This is a genomic window from Imperialibacter sp., from assembly GCF_040222385.1.
Classification (GTDB): Bacteria; Bacteroidota; Bacteroidia; order Cytophagales; family Cyclobacteriaceae; genus Imperialibacter.
Window position 1 is genome coordinate 24,149 of the sequence record NZ_JAVKDF010000033.1, and the last position, 19,321, is coordinate 43,469.

The 19,321-nt window shown below is 46.4% G+C and carries 21 protein-coding genes; 8 read left to right on the forward strand and 13 right to left on the reverse strand.

Annotated elements, in window-relative coordinates; translation table 11 throughout:
* The first annotated feature begins 159 nt into the window (after positions 1-159).
* Positions 160-990, forward strand: coding sequence for a universal stress protein (locus RIG68_RS15275; protein WP_350123916.1), 831 nt, complete (start codon positions 160-162; stop codon positions 988-990).
* 366 nt (positions 991-1,356) lie between these two features.
* Positions 1,357-2,280, forward strand: coding sequence for a bestrophin family protein (locus tag RIG68_RS15280; RefSeq protein ID WP_350123919.1), 924 nt, complete (start codon positions 1,357-1,359; stop codon positions 2,278-2,280).
* Here RIG68_RS15280 and gloA2 read toward each other — a convergent pair whose 3' ends face one another.
* Both gloA2 and RIG68_RS15290 read right to left on the reverse strand, forming a co-directional pair.
* Complete coding sequence (gene gloA2 / locus RIG68_RS15285; RefSeq protein WP_350123922.1) at positions 2,281-2,685, reverse strand: SMU1112c/YaeR family gloxylase I-like metalloprotein; 405 nt, start codon at positions 2,683-2,685, stop codon at positions 2,281-2,283. It abuts the gene before it with no gap.
* A 48-nt stretch (positions 2,686-2,733) separates the two neighbouring features.
* Positions 2,734-3,207 (reverse strand): TonB-dependent receptor plug domain-containing protein, encoded by a 474-nt coding sequence (locus tag RIG68_RS15290; protein ID WP_350123925.1) that lies wholly within the window; start codon positions 3,205-3,207, stop codon positions 2,734-2,736.
* Positions 3,208-3,401: 194 nt separating this feature from the next.
* Between RIG68_RS15290 and RIG68_RS15295 the strand changes: the two genes are divergently transcribed.
* Positions 3,402-5,657 (forward strand): TonB-dependent receptor, encoded by a 2,256-nt coding sequence (locus tag RIG68_RS15295; RefSeq protein WP_350123928.1) that lies wholly within the window; start codon positions 3,402-3,404, stop codon positions 5,655-5,657.
* Between the two features lie 76 nt (positions 5,658-5,733).
* Here the strand turns inward: RIG68_RS15295 and RIG68_RS15300 are convergent, their stop codons facing one another.
* Entirely contained in the window at positions 5,734-6,357 is a 624-nt protein-coding gene (locus RIG68_RS15300) for a porin family protein (protein WP_317487202.1), read from the reverse strand.
* A 52-nt stretch (positions 6,358-6,409) separates the two neighbouring features.
* Positions 6,410-7,366: a lipid A deacylase LpxR family protein gene (locus RIG68_RS15305; RefSeq protein ID WP_350123931.1), complete on the reverse strand. Its 957-nt coding sequence runs from the start codon at positions 7,364-7,366 to the stop codon at positions 6,410-6,412.
* 114 nt (positions 7,367-7,480) lie between these two features.
* Here RIG68_RS15305 and RIG68_RS15310 point away from each other — a divergent pair, with 114 nt between their 5' ends.
* The 4 genes from RIG68_RS15310 to bioA are packed head-to-tail and all read left to right on the forward strand — an operon-like array spanning position 7,481 to position 11,517.
* Entirely contained in the window at positions 7,481-8,443 is a 963-nt protein-coding gene (locus RIG68_RS15310; protein WP_350123934.1) for a TolB family protein, read from the forward strand.
* A 22-nt stretch (positions 8,444-8,465) separates the two neighbouring features.
* Positions 8,466-9,629, forward strand: coding sequence for an aminotransferase class I/II-fold pyridoxal phosphate-dependent enzyme (locus RIG68_RS15315; RefSeq protein ID WP_350123937.1), 1,164 nt, complete (start codon positions 8,466-8,468; stop codon positions 9,627-9,629).
* Entirely contained in the window at positions 9,602-10,237 is a 636-nt protein-coding gene (gene bioD / locus RIG68_RS15320) for a dethiobiotin synthase (protein WP_350123940.1), read from the forward strand. Before RIG68_RS15315 ends, bioD begins: the two co-directional genes overlap by 28 nt.
* Entirely contained in the window at positions 10,234-11,517 is a 1,284-nt protein-coding gene (gene bioA / locus RIG68_RS15325; protein ID WP_350123943.1) for an adenosylmethionine--8-amino-7-oxononanoate transaminase, read from the forward strand. Before bioD ends, bioA begins: the two co-directional genes overlap by 4 nt.
* On the opposite strand, the gene RIG68_RS15330 is transcribed toward bioA, so the two are convergent.
* From RIG68_RS15330 to RIG68_RS15360, 7 genes are all read right to left on the reverse strand, one after another.
* Positions 11,514-11,804, reverse strand: a complete 291-nt coding sequence (locus tag RIG68_RS15330) for a hypothetical protein (RefSeq protein ID WP_350123946.1) — start codon at positions 11,802-11,804, stop codon at positions 11,514-11,516. The genes bioA and RIG68_RS15330 overlap by 4 nt on opposite strands.
* 115 nt (positions 11,805-11,919) lie before the next feature.
* Positions 11,920-13,239, reverse strand: coding sequence for a DUF58 domain-containing protein (locus RIG68_RS15335; RefSeq protein ID WP_350123949.1), 1,320 nt, complete (start codon positions 13,237-13,239; stop codon positions 11,920-11,922).
* Between the two features lies 1 nt (position 13,240).
* Positions 13,241-14,212: an AAA family ATPase gene (locus RIG68_RS15340; protein ID WP_350092486.1), complete on the reverse strand. Its 972-nt coding sequence runs from the start codon at positions 14,210-14,212 to the stop codon at positions 13,241-13,243.
* A gap of 40 nt (positions 14,213-14,252) precedes the next feature.
* Positions 14,253-15,407 (reverse strand): DUF4350 domain-containing protein, encoded by a 1,155-nt coding sequence (locus RIG68_RS15345; protein ID WP_350123951.1) that lies wholly within the window; start codon positions 15,405-15,407, stop codon positions 14,253-14,255.
* The gene (locus tag RIG68_RS15350; protein ID WP_350123954.1) at positions 15,404-16,096 is read right to left on the reverse strand and encodes a hypothetical protein; all 693 of its coding nucleotides are present in this window, start codon (positions 16,094-16,096) and stop codon (positions 15,404-15,406) included. Before RIG68_RS15350 ends, RIG68_RS15345 begins: the two co-directional genes overlap by 4 nt.
* The gene (locus RIG68_RS15355) at positions 16,080-16,961 is read right to left on the reverse strand and encodes a hypothetical protein (RefSeq protein ID WP_350119018.1); all 882 of its coding nucleotides are present in this window, start codon (positions 16,959-16,961) and stop codon (positions 16,080-16,082) included. The genes RIG68_RS15350 and RIG68_RS15355 overlap by 17 nt, the downstream gene beginning before the upstream one ends.
* The gene (locus RIG68_RS15360; RefSeq protein ID WP_350123957.1) at positions 16,942-17,907 is read right to left on the reverse strand and encodes a stage II sporulation protein M; all 966 of its coding nucleotides are present in this window, start codon (positions 17,905-17,907) and stop codon (positions 16,942-16,944) included. The genes RIG68_RS15355 and RIG68_RS15360 overlap by 20 nt, the downstream gene beginning before the upstream one ends.
* Before the next feature lie 44 nt (positions 17,908-17,951).
* Between RIG68_RS15360 and RIG68_RS15365 the strand changes: the two genes are divergently transcribed.
* Positions 17,952-18,650: an RDD family protein gene (locus RIG68_RS15365; protein WP_350075597.1), complete on the forward strand. Its 699-nt coding sequence runs from the start codon at positions 17,952-17,954 to the stop codon at positions 18,648-18,650.
* Positions 18,651-18,740: 90 nt separating this feature from the next.
* On the opposite strand, the gene RIG68_RS15370 is transcribed toward RIG68_RS15365, so the two are convergent.
* Positions 18,741-18,980, reverse strand: a complete 240-nt coding sequence (locus tag RIG68_RS15370) for a type II toxin-antitoxin system HicA family toxin (protein ID WP_350123960.1) — start codon at positions 18,978-18,980, stop codon at positions 18,741-18,743.
* Positions 18,977-19,180, reverse strand: coding sequence for a 2-oxoisovalerate dehydrogenase (locus RIG68_RS15375; RefSeq protein ID WP_350123963.1), 204 nt, complete (start codon positions 19,178-19,180; stop codon positions 18,977-18,979). The genes RIG68_RS15370 and RIG68_RS15375 overlap by 4 nt, the downstream gene beginning before the upstream one ends.
* Positions 19,181-19,321 lie beyond the last annotated feature (141 nt).

A 19,321-nucleotide genomic window follows, 5' to 3' on the forward strand; every position in this document is an offset into this window, starting at 1 on the left:
ATGATACGTGGGTCTTGGTGAATCCATCGTATCCTGCGAAAAGGGATGGGCTAATGAGGTGATAAGAATCAGAAATTGAGGTGATTAAAGTTTTTAGGAGATATAATTTGATTGGCTAGCTTGACAAAGTACCAATTCTCACGCAAAACCCATTCAGTCATGAAAACGATACTCATTCCCACCGATTTTTCATCCAGTGCCAATAATGCGCTTAGAGTAGCAGCACTCATAGCCAGGCAGGCCAAGGCAGAGATACATCTGCTTCACTCAGTAAGAACCAACATCGATTGGGCGCATTTGCCGATAGAAAAAAGAGGGTCGTATCCGGAAACACTTGCCAATATAGAAAAAGCGGAAAGTCAACTGGAGAAAGAGTCGTGGAAGCCATTACTCAAGGGACTGAAGATCCACACTCACCTTGTCACCGGAAACACGTATGAGCAGATTATTCACTTTGCGAACAAAAAAGTTAAGGCAGACCTTGTGGTGATGGGATCGCATGGGCCGGATGAACCAAAGGAGTTGTTTATTGGCTCCAATGCACAGAAGACCATGAGAATGGCGCAGTGTCCTGTGCTCACAGTCAAGAAAAACTTCAAAGGAAAGACGTTCAAGAAAATTATGTTTGCTTCTGATTTTGCTGAGAATGTAAATGCTTCCTTTGAGAAGATTTTGGACGTGGCCAAAGCGGTGAAGGCAAAGATTGAGATGGTGTTTATCAACACGCCGACAGACTTTAAGAATGACGACACTATCAATCAGATAATGGACAAATTTATAGCGAAGTATCCTGGGGTGAAATTCAGCAAGGCTGTTTACAATCATCAGTTACCTGACAGGGGAATACTTAACTACAGTCTTACTTCTAAGCCAGACATGATTTCATTGGTCACTCACGGCAACAGGCATATTCCGCATTATCTGCTTGGCGTGACGGAAACCCTCGTTTACCATTCCGATTTTCCGGTGTTGAGTATGAACATAAAGTAGGCTAGCTGGTTTCTTTGAATGGCCAGCCCTTCCATCTGCGAGTTATTTGGAAGGGCTGGCTTTTTGTTTCATAAAAGCTGGCTTGGCTTCTGTGTTGCTTTGACTGGTTGGGCACAAGAAAAATTGTTTGCACGATTAGTTATTTGAATCAAAAGTGTTTCTGCTTAGTTTGAATCATTAATTGTAAACTGAAAGTCAACTGATGAAGCCATCAACCCAACGTTTGCTTGAAGGAAACGAATTGTATCACAAAGGCAAGACAAGAAAAGACTCCGAGTTTTTTCTTCGTACTTCTCAAGGCCAGCAGCCCAAATTTGAAAGAAGGCTTGCTGACAGACCGTTTTACTTAGCCAAACCCGACGTACTATGATAGTATATGAATCGAATCGCTTCTGGGTAAAGGACATGGTGAACTTCACCAGGAGCTATACAATGAAGAAAATTGTTTTCGGTGTGGGGCTGATTGGTTCCTATACGGCTTTGGTTTGCTTTGTCTATCAGTTTTATGGGCTGGAATCCAATTTGCATTCGGGCATCTACTCTCTGCTGGGCGTTATTTTGAGTATTCTCCTCGTTTTCCGAACCAACACCGCCTACGACCGGTGGTGGGAAGGACGCAAACAATGGGGTGCGCTGGTGAACAACTGCCGCAATTATGCTATCATGGTGGAGAGTCTGTTGCCGGCGGATGACAAGGATACCCGCAAATTCTTTGCGAAGCATATCGCCAACTTTTGTATTGCTTTGAGGGATCATCTCAGAGACGGAGTGCGGACAGACGCCCTTTTGATGCTTTCAAGTGAAGAATTGAATGAGTTGGAACCTAAGAAGCACAAGCCTAATCACATCTCCCTATGGCTGAACAAGAAAATGGTTGTGCTGCAAAAATCCGGCGTTTTGTCGGAGGCTGATGCGATAAATATGAAAATTCATCACAACGCTCTGCTCGATATACTGGGTGCCTGTGAACGAATCAAGAAAACGCCTATTCCTTTTTCCTATGCGGTGCATATCAAACTCTTTATAACGATTTATGGAGTAATGCTTCCCTATGGCATGATCGCCGATTTTGGCTACCACACAATAGGGCTTGTCATGGTGATTTTCTTCGCTTTGCTCGGCCTTGAGCTAATGGCGGAGGAGGTGGAGGAGCCCTTTGGTATAGACTGTAATGACTTACCCACCGGCGACATCGCTCATAACATAAAGAACAATGTGTTTGAGATATTATTGGATGAACGCCCACTTAAAGAGGACGTGAAAAGAGAGCTTTACGAGAAGGTGCATTGATCAGTCTTCGTAGAACTCTATGGGAAGATCATCCGGATCACTGAAAAACGTAAACCTTTTGCCGGTGTGCGGATCAACCCGAAGGTCTTGGCAATCAACGCCCCTAGATTCAAGATAGCTTTTGGCCAACTCTATATTGCTTACCTTTAAAGCCAGGTGCCTTAGGCCGCAAGCTTCAGGTCTTGAAGGCCGTTCGGGTGTGTTCGGGAAGGAAAACAGCTCTATTTGATAAACTCCGTTTATTTTTAGATCAAGCTTCCAGGAATCTCTTTCTTTTCTGTAAACCTCTCTAAGCGTTTCAAACCCCAGAATTTCGGTATAGAATCTCTTTGAGGCCGGGTAGTCAGAGCAAATAATGGCGATGTGGTGAACCCCGGAAACAAAGAAAGGTGAATCTTTTTGCATAGAACAAAGATTCACCGTCCTGAAATAGAAGTCAACTTTGTCGTTGCTTTATTTTTTCTTGGTAAAAATCTGAATCACACCATTGGATCCCCGCATGCCATACATCTGCTGGCCTTCAGCACCTTTGATAACATTGACAGTTTTGATGTCATTCACATCAACAGCACTCACAGCGTCGGCATAGCTGTTGCCTATGGCTGTGTTATTGATAACATACAATGGGCTGTTGTTTCCTCCAACAGAGGACATTCCTCTCACCATTACATTTACGCTGCTGCCTCGCTGGTCAATTTGCAAACCCGGAATTCTGCGCAAGTAATCCACCAGTTGCATGCTGTTATTGTTCATCGACGAGACACTGCCGGCTTTTGTGTCAGACGAGTCGTCCATTTTGATAGATATTGTATCGCTGTCATCACTACTTTCTGTGGTGGAGGCCGTTTTGTTGGCAGCGCAAGACGAAAGAAGCACGATCACTATTGATGTGGCGATAAAGCGGTTGAAAGTAAAAAATGTTTTCATAGGTATGATACGTTTTATGGTGGTAAGCTATTTTCAATGAAATTACGAAAAATGGCCGTCAATGAGCTGGCGAAAAACAATTTTTGACAATTAAAAAGCCTCGTCTGTATAAATTATTGAGTAATGTGGACTTCAAGTGATTACTTTTGAACGAAACCTCTTACAAACAGTAGATAAATTTAAAACTGATAAAAGTGAAACAACTATATCTGGCTTTTCTCTTACTTCCGGGAGTAGTATGTGCTCGTCAACAGGTACAGGAGTCGACGGTTTTTGTGATAGACGCTGAAACTAACCTGCCGATAGAGGGAGCTGTAGTGACTCTGAAGTCTGGCCAGGCGGTCGCAGCACAAAATGGTGAGGCTGTACTCACAACTGAACTACCTGTGGAAGTGCTGCTTTCCCATGTCAGTTATATATCCACTAAAATGGTGATAAGCAAGGCAGGCCAAACGGTCTACATGCAGCCGTTGGAAAAGATGCTGCAAGCTGTAGAAGTAACAGGCTTTGATTTTGAAAGGGAGCTGATCGATCAGGCAGCGCCAATAGCCTACTTACAGCCTGCCGATCTGGCCAAATTCAACGAAACCTCCCTTGTGCCTTCGCTCAACACCCTACCGGGTGTGCGGATGGAAGAGCGGGCACCGTCAAGTTACCGGATTTCCATAAGGGGGAGCTCCATCAGGTCACCTTTCGGGGTGAGAAATGTGAAAGTATACTGGAACGACCTGCCTTTTACAGAGGCCAACGGAACCACGCCACTGAACATCTTAGACTTGTCGAACACAGAACGAGTAGAGGTGCTAAAAGGGCCTTCGGGAAGTGTGTATGGCGCTGGAACAGGTGGGACGCTTTTGCTTAGCAGTGCTAATCCGAGAGACATCAAAGGCAATGGCCTGACCTGGCAAAGCATGGCTGGCAGCTACGGCCTGTGGAAGCACCAGTTTTCCGGAACCGCTCGCCGTGATAAGAGCCTGATAGAGGTAAAAGGTGTTTCTCTTAAGTCGGACGGGTACCGGGAGCAGTCTTTTACCGACAGAAAAGTGGCACAGGTGTCGGCGCATTTGTTCCCGTCGGCCAACCACACAGTTTCCGTTCATTCATTTTTCAGCGACCTTAATTACGGCATTCCGGGTGGCCTTACGCTGGATCAACTCAACGAAGACAGACGCCAGGCCAGACCGGGCAGTGTGGACAGGAACGCATCTATTGACCAGAAGTCAGTTTATGTGGGAGTGGTGAATGACATTGTCATTTCCGACAATTTTGAAAATAAAACGAGCCTACTTTATTCCTATGTCGATTTCCAGAATCCATTCAACCTCGACTATAAAAGGGAATTTAACTCAGGACTGGGAGGCAGGACGAAATTTGTCTGGCACAAGAGTGCAGGCGAAGCACAGGCCCACTTGTCGTTTGGTGGCGAGTGGCAGCAGGGGTGGAGCAACGCTTACAACTTTGGCAACGTGATGGGGAAGGCCGACACACTGCGCTTTCACGACGACTTGTTGATCAAACAATACTTTGCCTTTGCCCAGCTGGATGTAGACCTGCCAGGCGAATGGGTGGTGACAGGTGGCTTGAGCAGAAACTACCAGGTATTTGATATTGACAGAGATCAGTCGAAAGTTGGCCCTGCGTTTACCTACAGCAACTCGTTTGACCCGATTTGGGTGCCCAGGCTGGCAGTACTTAAAAAGCTATCTGATCGCCAGTCAATCTACGCTTCTTTGAGTAACGGTTTTTCGCCGCCGACTATCGACGAGGTCCGAACGAACGAAGGGAGTATTAACAAGAATTTGACAGCCGAAAAAGGTACTAACTATGAACTGGGCTACCGTGCATCGATTATTGCCGACAGATGGTTTGTGGATGCTACTGCTTTCTATTTTAAGCTCAAAGGAACCATCGTGACCCGTACAAATCAGGACGGAGTGGTGCTGTTTGACAATGCCGGGAATACCAACCAAAAAGGTATAGAGTTGAAGGTGAATGGCGTTTTGTCAGAAAATCCGACGGCATTTATAGCCTCCTCCAAGCTTCAGGTGGCCTACACAGGCTATCATTTTCGATTTGAAGATTATCAAAAAGGAGAAGACGACTTCTCAGGCAACAAGCTGACCGGCGTGGCACCAAATACGATGGCCACAGTATTGGATATTGCTTTTAAGGGCAACTTCTATTCGAATATAAGCTGGTTTTGGAGCGATAAAATACCGCTGAGGGACGATAACACCGTTTACGCCGATGCTTACAGCAATGTAACTTGCCGAGTGGGTTGGAAGAAGCAACTCGCTTCAGGCAAATGGAGTCTGGAATTGTTTGCAGGGGTGGACAACCTGTTGGATCAGGAGTTTAGCTGGGGAAATGATCTCAACGCTTTTGGAGGAAGGAATTACCAGCCAGCACCAGTCAGAAATTACTATGGTGGATTGAAGATTCATTTGTAGGCAAAAAGAAAAGGGTGGAAATCGACCAGTGCTTTGTCAATTCCACCCCTTTTGGTTCCTAAAATCGTTTCTTCCTCTATAAGAAAGAGAATCCCAATGCTACCACCCACATGCTTTGACGCTGGTCGGTGTTGTAGCCGCCAACTGCATCGCCAAGTTTGCTGAGACTGCCCTCATACTTTACGTCAAGTATAAGAGGGCCAAGATCAAGACCAGCACCAGCCTGGAAGCCAACGGTGGCGTTGCTGTAGTTATTTTTCACGTCAGTCGTAATGTCACCTACTTTTGATTCAGCTTTTAGCAGGTAGCTAAACGACGGGCCAACGTTGACACGAACAATTTTGGCAAACTTCTTTCCAAACATGATTGGTACATCCAATTTTTTAAAGGAAAGCTCTCTTGTTTCGTCCAAAGATGCAGAAACGTCTTTCACATGTATTTCGCCACCTGTTGCAGAAAACAGGAGTTCTGGCTGCAGATAAAAGCCTGCTATACCCAGCCGGGCAAATGCGCCACCCTGGAAGCCTATTTTGGCATCGCCGCTTTCAAATTGAGCACCCAATGATGCTCCGGTTGATTCCTTGTCCACTTTTATGGACGATGAAGTAAGCCCTATTCTTGGCCCAATCTTAATGTCTTGCGCATTGGCGGATGCCGCCATGGCAACAATAGCTAGTAGGAAAAGTGTCTTTTTGATCATTTTCGTAAATTTTTTGTCCTGAATGCAAATAACGACAAAAGCAGCTGCATTATTAGAAGCGGAAGAATAAATCAAGCGTGATGTATTGATGGAACGTCGCTTCGGGGGTTTCTTTTGATGTCACATTGTGGGCCATCAAGAGATCGAATGTATTGAAAGCCATCCCTAGTCCGACCTGGTGGTGGACAAGAAGAGGTTCCAGGGTTTCGGTATATTGGCTTGGCTGGCCTATAAAATTGCCTTCCACGGTAGCATCGTAAAATCTGTATCGAAAGCTTTCTTTTATGAAGATGAAAAACTCTTCCATCCCTTGACGACGATTTGCCGAATTGCTCAATCTATTGCCTCCCCAAACCGACTCCTTTACTGGCTTCAGCTCCCCAATTCGGAGGGCAACGCCCTGGATAGATTGGGTAAGGACGGTGCCCAGTCTGTTGGTTGTTTCCCAGTATATCTCGGCGTTTTCATGGTGTACGAGTCGCTGGAGATAGTACAACGAAGCGTGAAGCGACGGTGAGTTATTGATTTGATGATTCCAACCCCTTGGTTTTCTGAAGCCGAGCACGTCGTGCCACCATGACTGCAACGGTTGGACTTTGGTGGCTGGTCCTACCATGCCCAGGTCCGCTGATAGCCTGAGTACAGATTTTTTTCCTGTGCCCTGCCATCCGGTTTGAAGGTAGATCCAACCAGCATAGGGCCTGTCAAATTGATCGGGATTCGTCCATTTGGGGTTATAGGGAGTGAAAAATACATGAGCAAACTGGTAGTAGAAGTGCTCCCGGGAGGTACTGTCCTTTTTAAATAACCTGGCGGCTAATGCTGACCTTCGGTTCGCTTTTCGTTTGAGCGTGGCAAATATTCCGGAACTATAGTACCTGTCTACAGCAGAAAACAGGAACGCATCGTTGTCAATGGTGAGGTTTACCTCGCTTCTGAGCGACTGTGATTGGGCTTTGGTGAGCAGGCAAACAAAGCCAATGAGCAGCAGACATATTCGGGTTTTCATTGGTGGCTAATATAGCCATTGCCAAACATGAAACCAGAAACCTCTTATTACCAAATGAAAAGTCGATTTTATTAAGGATATTACACTATGCGACTTGATAGATATTTGCGAGTAATGTTGTTACTGCATACTACGCTCACCGGTTGTTCATCAGCAAGTGATCAACAAACTGAGGGTGAAAAAACAGCAGTTGTTCTGAGAATAGCCTTCAACGTGCTTGTCGATGAACCCAACGATAACTATGAGGTATTTACCATGGACCTCAATGGAGAAAATAGGGTGAACGTAACAAATCAACCTGGAGTTGAATGGACTTACGACGCCTGGGGCGACCGGCTTTTTTACATTTCTGATAAGGACACGACGCACCGCTATTATTTCTTATATGAAACCGACGCCTATGGTAAAAACCATCGAAAAATTACTGATTATAGACTAAAGGATAGCTGGATGAGCACCAGAAACGACGGGAAAGAAATTATCATCAACCCCAGAGTAGAAGGAGATAGTGCTTTCTATATATTAAGTACTCAAACAGGCGAGCTCATTAGTAAAATTTACACCGATAAACGCTCTTACAATGACCCCTGTTTCTCGCCTGACGGCGGCCGTGTTGTATTTAGAGGAGCAGATATGGCCTTTAAAAAAGACAATGGTTATGTCGACGAACTATATATCATCAATGTAGACGGAAGCGGAGTTCGGCAGCTGACTCATTATCCACCCGACGATACACTGTCGATGTGGTACCAATACAACGCAGCGCCACCTATATGGGAGCCCAACAGGGATATTATTACCTACGCCTCTGTGCAAAAAGGTAATAGCAGCATTTTTGAAATCAAACCTGACGGAACGAACCAGAGGAAAATTACTCCAGACAGTTTACATGCTACCTGGCATAGTTGGTCACCCGACGGCAGGTGGCTGGTTTTTGACGGGTATATCAGGACAGACACAATAGTGAACTATGATATTTTCCTAATGAACTACGACGAGAAAACAATTGAAAGACTAACATTCGATACGCTGTATCAGCAGGCGCCGGTGTTTGTGGAAACAGGAGTGAACGAATAACAATTCTGTCAATCTCTTGCGCATGCCGCCTTTAGCATCCACTTTTGTGATGGCTATGAAGAGCATCACCCCTCAAATGCAGCAAAGGTTGGACGAGCGTAAGGCCAAAGGCAATTTACGTGCTCTGCCCGGCATCCATTTGCCACACGACTTTACTTCAAACGATTATCTGGGGCTGGCCAGATCAACGGAGCTTGGACAAATGATAGCCCGAAGGCTTGGAGAGCTGGGAGCTCCGGCCCACGGAGGCACAGGATCCAGGTTGCTTTCCGGCAATAGTGACTTTGCCATGGAGTTAGAGCAAAAGCTGGCCCGCATTTTTAAAGGTGAAGCTGCCCTGGTTTTTAACTCGGGCTACCAGGCCAATCTTTGTTTGATATCTGCTGTAGCACAAAAAGGCGATACCATTCTCTACGACCAGCTTTCCCATGTTTGCCTCAAGGAGGGAGCGTGGCTGAGCAAAGCGAAGACTTTTGCCTTTCTCCACAACGACCTTGCTGACCTTGAACGAAGGCTGAAAACTGTTGAAGGAAACACTTTTGTAGTGATTGAGTCGGTGTATTCTATGGATGGAGATGTTGCCCCCTTGAAGGAGATAGCGACGCTTTGTAAAAAATATGAAGCTAGGTTAATCATAGATGAAGCGCATGGTACCGGCGTTTTTGGAGAAGGTGGCAGCGGCTTGGCTTGCTCTCTTGGTTTGGAAGAAGCCTTCTTTGCCCGAGTTTACACGTTTGGTAAGGCGATGGGGGTTCACGGCGCAGCGGTGGTGGGCAGCCAGGTGCTGATCGATTACCTGGTGAATTTTGGCAGGCCATTCATTTATACAACTGCGATGCCGCTGCATAGTCTTGTGGCTATTGAGCAGGCCTTCGACTATTTATCGCAAAACGAGCATTTGCAGGCGCTGCTGGAGCGGAGAATAGTTTCTTTTGTGCGTCAGTTTCCGGTAAGCACCAAGCTAACGAGGCTACCAAGCGACACAGCCATTCAGCCGATAGTTGTGCCCGGTAACGAGAAGGCAAAAGCCATGGCAAAAGCCTTACAGAATAATGGGATTGACGTCCGCCCGATTTTAGCACCTACGGTGAAAGAAGGAGAGGAGAGGCTGCGAATTTGTTTGCATACCTACAACACAGAAGAAGAAATAAACGCACTATGTCAGACTTTAAGCCAGCCATTTTAAGCAGGTATTTTGTGACGGCTATCGGTACCGATAGCGGAAAAACGCTGGTGAGTGCCATTGTTTGTGAAGCGCTTCACGCCGACTACTGGAAGCCGATTCAGGCCGGACTACCCAGGGACACTGATACGGTACAGTCGCTGGTGAGCAATGAAAAGACACAATTCCATCCAGAGGCATACCTGCTGAACACACCAGCTTCACCCCATGCGGCGGCCAAAGCGGATGGCGTGGAAATTAGCCTGACAAAAGTTAAGCTCCCCAAAACTGACAACTGCCTGATCATCGAGGGAGCCGGAGGTCTTATGGTGCCTCTCAATGATTACGATTTTATAGGCGATTTGATTATCGAGTTAAAAGCAGAGGTTATCCTTGTCGCCAACCTTTATTTGGGAAGCATCAATCACACCTTGCTATCAGCAGAATACCTCAAGGCTCACAAGGTACCCGTAGCGGGTATTATTTTCAATGGCCCCACTAATCCTGAGAGTGAGCACATCATTAAAGCTAAAACAGGATGGCCAGTGCTACTTCATATCCATCAGGAAGAGGAAATAGACACGGAGGTGGTGAAGAAGTATGCAGCACAATTGAATAAGAACTGGAAATGAGTAAATCGCTTCAGGAAATAGACAAATCCCTCATTTGGCACCCCTTCACGCCGCTGGAGGGAGCTATTGCACCACTTGTTGTTACGAAAGGGGAGGGCGCCTACCTGTACACCGAAGATGGCCGAAAAATCCTTGATGCTGTGTCGTCGTGGTGGGTAAACATCCATGGCCATGCACAGCCAGATATAGCCCAGGCCATAGCCGACCAGGCCATGAAGCTGGAGCAGGTGATCTTTGCCGGTTTCACACACGAACCTGCCGTTCGAGTGGCTGAAAGCCTTCTTTCCCTATTACCCGACAAGTTTTCTAAGGTTTTCTATTCTGACGACGGCAGCACGTCGGTAGAAGTGGCTATTAAGCTGGCACTTCAATACTGGCATAACCTGGGTACACCTAAGAAGCGACTAGTCGCCGTAGAAGGCGCTTACCATGGTGACACCTTTGGGGCCATGGCAGTGGGAGACAGAGGAGGGTTTACAGCCCCGTTTGGTTCCCTTCTGTTTGATGTCGACTTTATTCCGTTTCCGACTGAACAGAATAAGCTTCAGGTGTTTGAACGTCTGAATGAGCTTACCGCTACAGGCGAGGTCGCCGCCTTTATTTTTGAGCCCCTGGTGCAGGGGGCCGGAGGCATGAATATGTATTCTCCCGCAATTTTGAATGAGCTAATGTCCATTGCTCAGCGCAACAAAGTGATCTGTATTGCAGATGAGGTGATGACGGGATTTGGCCGGACTGGCACTATCTTCGCTACCGATCAAACCACCCATAAGCCCGACCTGATGTGCATGTCGAAAGGCATCACTGGCGGCTTTCTGCCGTTGGGCGTCACTGCAGTGGCTGATTTTATCGTTGAAGCCTTTGCGACCTCCGAGCTTTCGAAGACCTTCTTTCATGGGCATTCTTTCACCGCCAATCCGCTGGCCTGTGCCGCTGCCATAGCCAGCATGAAGCTATTGCTGGATGAGTCGTGTCATAGGCAGCGTGAAATGATTGAAAGAAGTCATCGGGCTTTTACCGAAAGGATCAGCAGCAATTTGAGAGTGAAAAATGTAAGAGTTACAGGAACAATTCTGGCGCTTGATATCAATACCGGTGATACGTCCTATTTCAATAATATACGTACCAAAGTGATGCCCTTTTTTCTGGAAAGAAACATTTTGCTAAGACCGCTGGGGAATGTGATTTATGTATTGCCACCATATGTGGTAAAGGAAGATGAGTTGGCAAAAGTGTATGAAGCTATTGAGGAGTTTTTATTACAAACTGACCCAGCTTAAGCCAGCTCGGGTCTTCTTACGTGCTTGAACCAGTAGAAGATTTCTCCTGCCAAGCCAGTAATGATGAGTGTCAATATCCACTGCGACTTTCCTTGTAGGTTCAAATTTTCATTTCTCCGCACGTGAATTACGTAAAACACTAAAGCAACCAGCCTGACAGCCAACACAGAAGATAATACGCTTACTCCCCAATCGGTAATAAAGCGTGGCTCAAGCCAACCTGTAAGGATAATCGCAAACTGAAAAATGGCAGGAATCAGGTAGGCATCTGGTGGTATTTTATTCATGATAATCTTCCAGTTGATTTTGTAAATACAATGTATGATTAAAATATCAATTGTATACAGCTCTAAGTAGACTTTATTATTTGACAAAACATTTTGAAAACCCCTTGAAAGTGCGTTAAATCGCCCTTCTGCTTTTCAGCTCCAAGTACTTATTCACTACGTCTGCTGTCAGACTTTGTGGGGTGGTGTAAAGACTCAGGATGCCATGCTGACGAAGCAATTGCAGGATGGCAAACTTTTCGTTGAGCATGTTTTGGGCGATGGCCTGATGGTAAACTTCCCGCAGGTCACCGGCATCTTTGGCGATCAATCCGTCGAGTTCTGTATTTCTGAAAATGATGACCAGCACGAGGTGTTTGCGGTTGAGTAGCTTCAGGTATTTCAATTGTCGCTCCAGCGAATACAACGACTCAAAGTTAGTGTACAGCAGCAGCAGACTTCTTGAAGCAATCTTCGCAGTTATCTGGGCATAGAGCATCCCGAAGTTGTGCTCGTTGAAGGCTGTTTTCTCATGGTACAGGCTTTCCATCAGCACATACATTTGCTTAGTACCCTTTTGTGCGGACACGATGGTGTCGGGTTTGTGCTGAAAAGTAACAAGACCGGCCCTATCTCCCTTTTTTAGGGCAATATCGCTGATGGCCAGCGAGGCGTTGATGGCATAGTCGAGCAGTGTCATGCCTTCAAAAGGCATTTTCATTGGCCTGCTCTTATCAATCACATTGTAAATAGGCTGCGACTTTTCGTCGATGTAATGATTGATCATCAGGTGGCCTCTTCTGGCGCTTGCCTGCCAGTTGAGGTGGCGTGGGTCGTCGCCCGGTGTGTATTCCTTGATGTGGTCAAACTCGATGCTGTGGCCAATCTTCCGAAGCTTGCGTTGACCTTCTATCGACTGTTGCTGTGAAAAGGCCATCAACTCGTATTTGCGCAAGTGCAGAAAGGACGGGTACACCTTCACGGTTTGTTGGTGGTTCACAATGAAGCGCCGGTTGATCAGGCCGATTTTTGAGGCAGCCAGCAGGTTGGTATTGCCGAAGTCGTACTCTCCTCGTTCCGTCGGGCGCACGGAGTAGGATGCCATACGACTTCCGCCTTTGCTAGCCGTAAGCCTGATAGCCAGGTCCCTGATCTGAAATTGAGGGGGTAGCTCGTCCAGTGCGGTCACCTGCAAGTTGAAAGAGTAACTATTGTTGATTTTCAGCACTACGGCATTGTCGTCGCCATTCGAGAACCGTTCCGGCAATTCTCTGTCGCAAGTTAACTCGCCTCGTGTGATGAAAAGGAGCATGAAATCGGCAAAGAACAGCACCAAAAACGTAAAGAAGGCAAGCTTAACCGGGACAAAAAGGGCGGGAAAGAAGTAACTCGCCACAAACCCAATGGTGAGGATAATTATGCTGTAATAGAACCGTTTGGTGGCGAATAGCTTCATCTTATTTGGGCACAGTGACCTGCTCAATAATTTGCTGACATACCTCCGTGGTCGTGAGCCCTTGCATTTCTGCCTCAGGATTCAGAATAATTCGATGGTCAACCACTGGTTTGAACAGGTACTGAATGTCCTCCGGTGTGACGAAATCACGGCCTTGCATCGCAGCGTAAGCTTTAGAGGAGCGCAGGAGGTCGATCGAAGCTCTCGGCGACGCACCGAGGTAGAGGGAAGGGTGGCTTCTCGTTTTGCCCACCAGATGAGCAATGTATTCCACCAGCGAGTTTTTGGTCAATATTTGCCGCAGGTTTTCTCTTATTTCTATTACCTCCTGCCGGTTGATCACCGGCTCAATAAAGCTCAGCTGCTTGAATCCAAAGTTGCCGTTGACCAGGTGCAATACCTGAAACTCTTCCTCCAGCTTTGGGTAGTCTACCTTGATTTTGAAAATGAATCGGTCTAGTTGGGCTTCCGGCAATCTGTAAGTTCCTTCCTGCTCAATGGGGTTTTGGGTAGCCAGCACCATGAAAAGGGGATCCAGCGGATAGGTGATGCCGTCGTTGGTGACCTGCTTTTCTTCCATCACCTCGAAAAGTGAGGCTTGGGTTTTGGCGGGTGCCCGGTTGATCTCGTCGATGAGCACCAGGTTGGAGAAAATAGGCCCTTTTTTGTAGTCAAACTCTGCCTTTTTGGGATTGAAAATAGAGGTGCCCAACACATCTGCCGGCATCAGGTCGGGAGTGAACTGAATGCGCTTGAACTCAGCGTCAATCATTCGGGCTGTCAGCCTGGCTGTCAGCGTTTTGGCCACGCCGGGCACGCCCTCAATCAACACATGTCCTTCCGCCAAAAGAGCTACCAGTATCAGGTCTAGCATTTTGTCCTGACCAACCAGGGCTTTTCTCGCTTCGGTTTTTATTTTATCTACTTTCTCGTTGAGAAGCTTCAGATCAATTCTGTTTTCAAATTCACTCATGCTATTTGTATATCAACTTCTGATTCCTTTTTAAAATTGTTCAACTCACTATCCTGTTAAGTTTTTCAGCTAGCATCACCAGCTCGTTGCCTTTTATCTGTTCCTTTTGCCTGATAGCGATCAAGGCTGCCAACGTAGCTTTGATCTCTTCAATAGGTACTTCGCTTCGCACCGACAGCATGTGGTTAAAATGCTCAGTCGGCTCAAAGGTTAAATAATATTTTTCCTTTACCCTGTGTATGAAGTGCCTGATCATCTTTTCTGCGAGGTTTTTATGGTTGCCTTCCTGAAAGTAGAGATTACCCAGCGTTTTCACATAAGTCAATGTGGTGTTTTCTGGTGGTGTCATCACTGGAATAGCTCGTTGTCTCCTTCGTGTTTCGATGATCAGAAAGACCAGCAACGCTACCAATCCCAGGTAAAGCGCCCACTTAAGTGCCTCCTGCGAAAGTATATACCGTAGCGGGGTTTGAACTTCGGGTCGGCCCAGCTGGTAGAAGTAGCTGAGCTGGGTGCGCTGTTCAGGGAGCAGGTTCAATATGCTCGCTGCAAACCGGTAATTGTCCTGATAGAGCAACCCGAAATTGGTGAAGATTAAAGGTGAACTGCACAAAATCAATTCGCCCTCACCAATTGTCTTTTTTATCACCACGGGCTGGCTGTTTTCATCGGTGGCGATGATTTCCCATTTGTCGGCTTCAACTTCCTCAAACACCGCCTGTATCATCTGTCGGGGGTAGCTTGCTGAAGAGGAATCTGTGCGGCTGATTAATTGAATCTGATCTTCACCGAATATCTCCTCATTGACGAAGCTGTAGTTGAATGCCACCTTCAGACCCAGGGAATCGAGCCATGCCTGGGGAAATTGATGGGCTGCCAAAAAAACGGAGCTACCTGCGTGCAGTATCTCATTGATGCTTTCTTCATCGGTCGGGCTTAGCGCCATTTCCTGCGCCAAAACGACAACATTTTCATTGTCCGTGTAAAGCTGTGTAAAGTTGTAGTAGCTGGTTTCCAGTTCGGGAAAAATGTCAGGCAGCCTTTTTCCCAGCACAAAACCTCCAAATGGATTCTTGTCATCTTCATGAAAGGTGATTGTCCAATCGAGCGGCTTGGGTGCTGTGTATTGCACGATCACATAGCCAACAAAAAGGCCGATAAAAACCCAAAGAAAGATTTTGTCCTTTTTGTTCATGCCTTTTTCTTTTCCAGGTCAGCCACCGTTGCTTTGCACAGTTGAACGTCGGTCTCGTCCGGCTCAAATTCTCCGTACCAGGTATACTCAAACACCTGCTTAAGCTGAATAAACTTTGATTTTTGGTCTCCACTCAACTCACTGGCATAGTCGGCGCCAGTTTTCCAGGAGCGAATCTTCAGCAGGCTTTGATCACTCAGGTTTGTCAGGCCTTTCATATACAAATACCGAATGGCCATTTTAAGGTCGCCAGCTTCCAGTGCCTCATTGATGAGTTTATTGTAATCAACCTGCTGGCTGCCGCCGTACACGGTAAAGGCTGAACTGCCAGCCTCATTCGATTTAGAAAAAACAGAGCCATATTGCATTTTAATGATCAAATAGGCCGCTCCTACAACCACAGCCACAAGAAAAAGTAACCAGAGGATTTGGCCTATGTTTTGCCCGTTGGGCCCACCAAACAACCTGCCGATCAGGCTAAAAATCCAAAGCCATAATTGATCCCACAGCGAAATGCCTTCCGGTCGAAGATTGACGTAGTCAAAAGCTGGATCGGCCTTGTAACCTTCCATAGCCACCTGGTCAAAGGCTCTCTCTCCCGCTAACCATCTGGCTTCGGCGTACAGCGTGCTACCGAACGCTATGCAGCTTGAGACAACAGCAAACGCCGCTTTACTGAATATTTTCAAAGTCCTCAATTTTGTTGATCAAGCCAGGGGCGCTGTTTCGTTCTGCCAAATTGAAATACTGAAAGCCGAGTGCAATCAGGGGGATGGAGTAGGACAAGTAGCCTCCAACTCCCAGGATTACCATGCTGATGGCCATGTACCAACTTGAAAAAATATTGGTAAAGGCAGTAGGGTCGGTGTTGATTTTGTCCACCACGCCCACCAACTCAAACATGTATACGGCGTAAAACGGCACCGAGAAAATCATCGATACCACATATGAGATCATTACAGAAATGAAAAGCAGGCCAAATGTGCTCCACCATTTGTCCTTGATAAGAGTGAAAGCTCTTTTGTAGGCTTCCCCCGGACTCACTTTCTCGAAATAGAGAATAGGAATAGCCAACGACAGTACCACGCCGAAATAGAGGGCTGGTAGAAAGAAGAAGAAGACTGAAATGAAAAGAGTTATGCCCACGAGAATGCTCAGTAGGAACGTGGAGCCAAACCTGCTGAGGGCATTGCGCAGCACGTCCATGGCACTAAACTCCGACGCTTCTTTTTGACTATAAAGCTCCATGAAGGCATATGTTGTAAGCGATAACATAATGCTGGCAAAAATGGACACCAGAAACATGACAAAGTAATTGGTGAAAAGTGTGGGGAGATCATCCAGTATAGCGGGGTTCTCTGGGTTGGCGGACATGCCCATGAAAAACCCCATAAACTGTTTCATCACTATGCCCATGATGAGGGCAGTGGGGCCAGCAACAAAAAGCAACGTGGTAAAAAGCTTTTTGAAGTTTGCTCTTATGAATTCGATGGTCGCATTCAGCTTCTGACCGAAGTCACGCATTTTGTACAACTCAATTTTTGGCGTGGTCATGAGGGTTGGTTTTTAGAGGCAAATAGAAAAAGTAGAATAGAATGAGCAGCAGCGACAGGCTGATGATCAAAAGCTTCAGGTAAAGTGGCCATTCGGTATGCCGTGTAACAAAGGACTCAATAAACCCCGCAACGATAAAGAAAGGAAACAAGCCAAGCACTACTTTAATCGCCTGCTTTGCGCCTCGCTGAAAAGAATGAATTCGGGGATAAGTGCCGGGAAACAAAAAGCCATTGCCGAGGACAATGCCTGCGGCACCAGCCACGATAATGGACCAAATTTCGATAGTGCCGTGGAGCCAGATGGTGAGGATGGTATCGTCGAAAAGCCCTTCTTTGAAAAAGAGGTAGTGAAAAGCTCCGAGCATCACGCCATTTTGGAACAGCACCCAGCCAGCTCCAACACTAAAGAAAAGACCGAGGGCGAAAGCCACAAATGACACCCGGATATTGTTGGAGGTAATGGCCATGAACATGTAGTTGCCGTCCATCGAACTGTAAACGCCCATGGGGTCGCCTTCTTTGATATTGTTCAATGTCATGTCCACATAGGCATCGCCCATAATCAGGCGCACGAAGGTTTCGTCGTTGGCAGATGACAGGGCTCCTATAGAAACACCCAGCGCCGTGATGAGGAAGGCAATGAGGATGTATTTGTATGACCTCCGGATCTCTAAAGGCACCTCATATGCCCAGAATTTACCAAAACGCCCTTTCTCCTCCTTCTTGTTTTTATACACGATGGTATGCACCTTCAGTGCCAGGGCATTGAGATAAGTGAAAAGTTTGGTGTTGGGGTAATTCGCCTTGGCAAAGGCAAGGTCTTCGGTGAGGTGGATGTAGATAAGCGAAAGTTCGTCGGAAGAAAGTGTACCAGTATTTGTCAGCTTTGACTCAAATTCATTCCATTTAGCCTGATTATTTTTTACAAATATTGACTGCTTCATTATCTTCCGCCCAAATATGCGTTAACATAATCACTAGAAGGGAAATGCCCAAATTTGTCACCAGTCAGAATATAGAAATCGACCTTGAGCTGGCCAGCCTTGGCGAACGCATACTGGCTTTTCTGATCGACATGTTTGTGATTTTTGTATTCATGGTGCTGTGCTTGTGGATCATTTCCTCTGGCTTTGACCGACCGGAGTTCTATTTCATTCCATGGGTGCTGGTCATGTTTTACTCCCTGCTTTTCGAGTCGCTTTTTCAGGGGCAAAGTATTGGCAAAAAGGCCATGAACATCAAAGTGGTGAAGGCCGACGGCAGCCCGGCAGGCATTGTAAACTACTTACTCAGGTGGGTACTCCGACTCGTAGATATTTACTTCATGAGTGGAGGCGTAGCTGTTATCACAATCATCGCCACCAAAAACGGGCAAAGGCTCGGCGATCTGGCGGCTGGCACGGTGGTGATCAGACTGCAGAAGGAGGTTTCTAATGCAGATTTGATAGCGAAAGTGGATGAGAATCATCAGGTGACTTTTCCAACCGCCAGGGTGCTGAATGATAGTCAGATTGAAATCATAAGAAATGCGCTGAACCTGCGAAAGGAGGGCCTCAACGATCAGGCGGTGATATTGGTGTCACAAAAAATCAAAGGGCTGTTGTCCATAGAAACCCCGATGCCTGATGTGAAGTTTTTGTACACGGTAATTGCCGACTACGAGTACATGGCGGCTAAGGAGATGTAGAACGAAAGTAAAGAGGTTACTATCTGCGGGAGCGCAAGTAGTAACCTCTTTACTTTATTCCCCTTGGAGTAATTTTCAGGAAGCACTGAATTAAAATACTCTTTCGGCAATACTCTCTTTAGAAACTTTGAAGTGGCTGGCGATGTCCTTTAAGATCGCAGATAGGGTTCCTATTTTAATCGGATTGTGATAAGGGATAGTAATATGGTGCTGTCCGTTCTCTTGTGTAGTTAGCCGAACATGGCTCCCCACCTGGCGAGTGGGGGTGTAGCCTAATATTTCAAGCTTTTTGATTAGATCCTTCCCAGTAATATCTCGGGGAATTTTCACGCTGCAAAGACTTCTTCTCTAACAAAGTGCAGGCGCACAATTTTGGGAGCATCAACTTCGAAATGACATTGGATGGCCTCACGGATGTTGGACTTTAATTCATCCATGTCACTGCCGTCTGTAAAGATAGAATGATCCAAGGCTTTTGCCTCAAATCCTCCTTCAGGAGATTCTTCGACTATGAAAATAATCTCGGTCATATAAGATTTTTGTATGAAGGTAACGATTTCAACACAATTTCAGTTTCTCTGAGCGGTCAAAACATTGCATTAACTTGAGATTCAATCAACAAGCTAGCCGTTTTATAAAGGTAGCGCCTCAAAAATACTTACACTAAGAAG

What these genes read in the sequence shown, in the direction of transcription:
- RIG68_RS15355 (WP_350119018.1), bottom strand. Translation starts at nt 16,961, where the DNA reads ATGACCACGCCAAAAATTGAGTTGTACAAAATGCGTGACTTCGGTCAG.
- RIG68_RS15365 (WP_350075597.1), top strand. Translation starts at nt 17,952, where the DNA reads ATGCCCAAATTTGTCACCAGTCAGAATATAGAAATCGACCTTGAGCTG.
- RIG68_RS15340 (WP_350092486.1), bottom strand. Translation starts at nt 14,212, where the DNA reads ATGAGTGAATTTGAAAACAGAATTGATCTGAAGCTTCTCAACGAGAAA.
- bioA (WP_350123943.1), top strand. Translation starts at nt 10,234, where the DNA reads ATGAGTAAATCGCTTCAGGAAATAGACAAATCCCTCATTTGGCACCCC.
- RIG68_RS15360 (WP_350123957.1), bottom strand. Translation starts at nt 17,907, where the DNA reads ATGAAGCAGTCAATATTTGTAAAAAATAATCAGGCTAAATGGAATGAA.
- RIG68_RS15305 (WP_350123931.1), bottom strand. Translation starts at nt 7,366, where the DNA reads ATGAAAACCCGAATATGTCTGCTGCTCATTGGCTTTGTTTGCCTGCTC.
- RIG68_RS15315 (WP_350123937.1), top strand. Translation starts at nt 8,466, where the DNA reads ATGCCGCCTTTAGCATCCACTTTTGTGATGGCTATGAAGAGCATCACC.
- RIG68_RS15300 (WP_317487202.1), bottom strand. Translation starts at nt 6,357, where the DNA reads ATGATCAAAAAGACACTTTTCCTACTAGCTATTGTTGCCATGGCGGCA.
- RIG68_RS15275 (WP_350123916.1), top strand. Translation starts at nt 160, where the DNA reads ATGAAAACGATACTCATTCCCACCGATTTTTCATCCAGTGCCAATAAT.
- bioD (WP_350123940.1), top strand. Translation starts at nt 9,602, where the DNA reads ATGTCAGACTTTAAGCCAGCCATTTTAAGCAGGTATTTTGTGACGGCT.
- RIG68_RS15335 (WP_350123949.1), bottom strand. Translation starts at nt 13,239, where the DNA reads ATGAAGCTATTCGCCACCAAACGGTTCTATTACAGCATAATTATCCTC.
- RIG68_RS15290 (WP_350123925.1), bottom strand. Translation starts at nt 3,207, where the DNA reads ATGAAAACATTTTTTACTTTCAACCGCTTTATCGCCACATCAATAGTG.
- RIG68_RS15345 (WP_350123951.1), bottom strand. Translation starts at nt 15,407, where the DNA reads ATGAACAAAAAGGACAAAATCTTTCTTTGGGTTTTTATCGGCCTTTTT.
- RIG68_RS15375 (WP_350123963.1), bottom strand. Translation starts at nt 19,180, where the DNA reads ATGACCGAGATTATTTTCATAGTCGAAGAATCTCCTGAAGGAGGATTT.
- RIG68_RS15330 (WP_350123946.1), bottom strand. Translation starts at nt 11,804, where the DNA reads ATGAATAAAATACCACCAGATGCCTACCTGATTCCTGCCATTTTTCAG.
- RIG68_RS15310 (WP_350123934.1), top strand. Translation starts at nt 7,481, where the DNA reads ATGTTGTTACTGCATACTACGCTCACCGGTTGTTCATCAGCAAGTGAT.
- gloA2 (WP_350123922.1), bottom strand. Translation starts at nt 2,685, where the DNA reads ATGCAAAAAGATTCACCTTTCTTTGTTTCCGGGGTTCACCACATCGCC.
- RIG68_RS15280 (WP_350123919.1), top strand. Translation starts at nt 1,357, where the DNA reads ATGATAGTATATGAATCGAATCGCTTCTGGGTAAAGGACATGGTGAAC.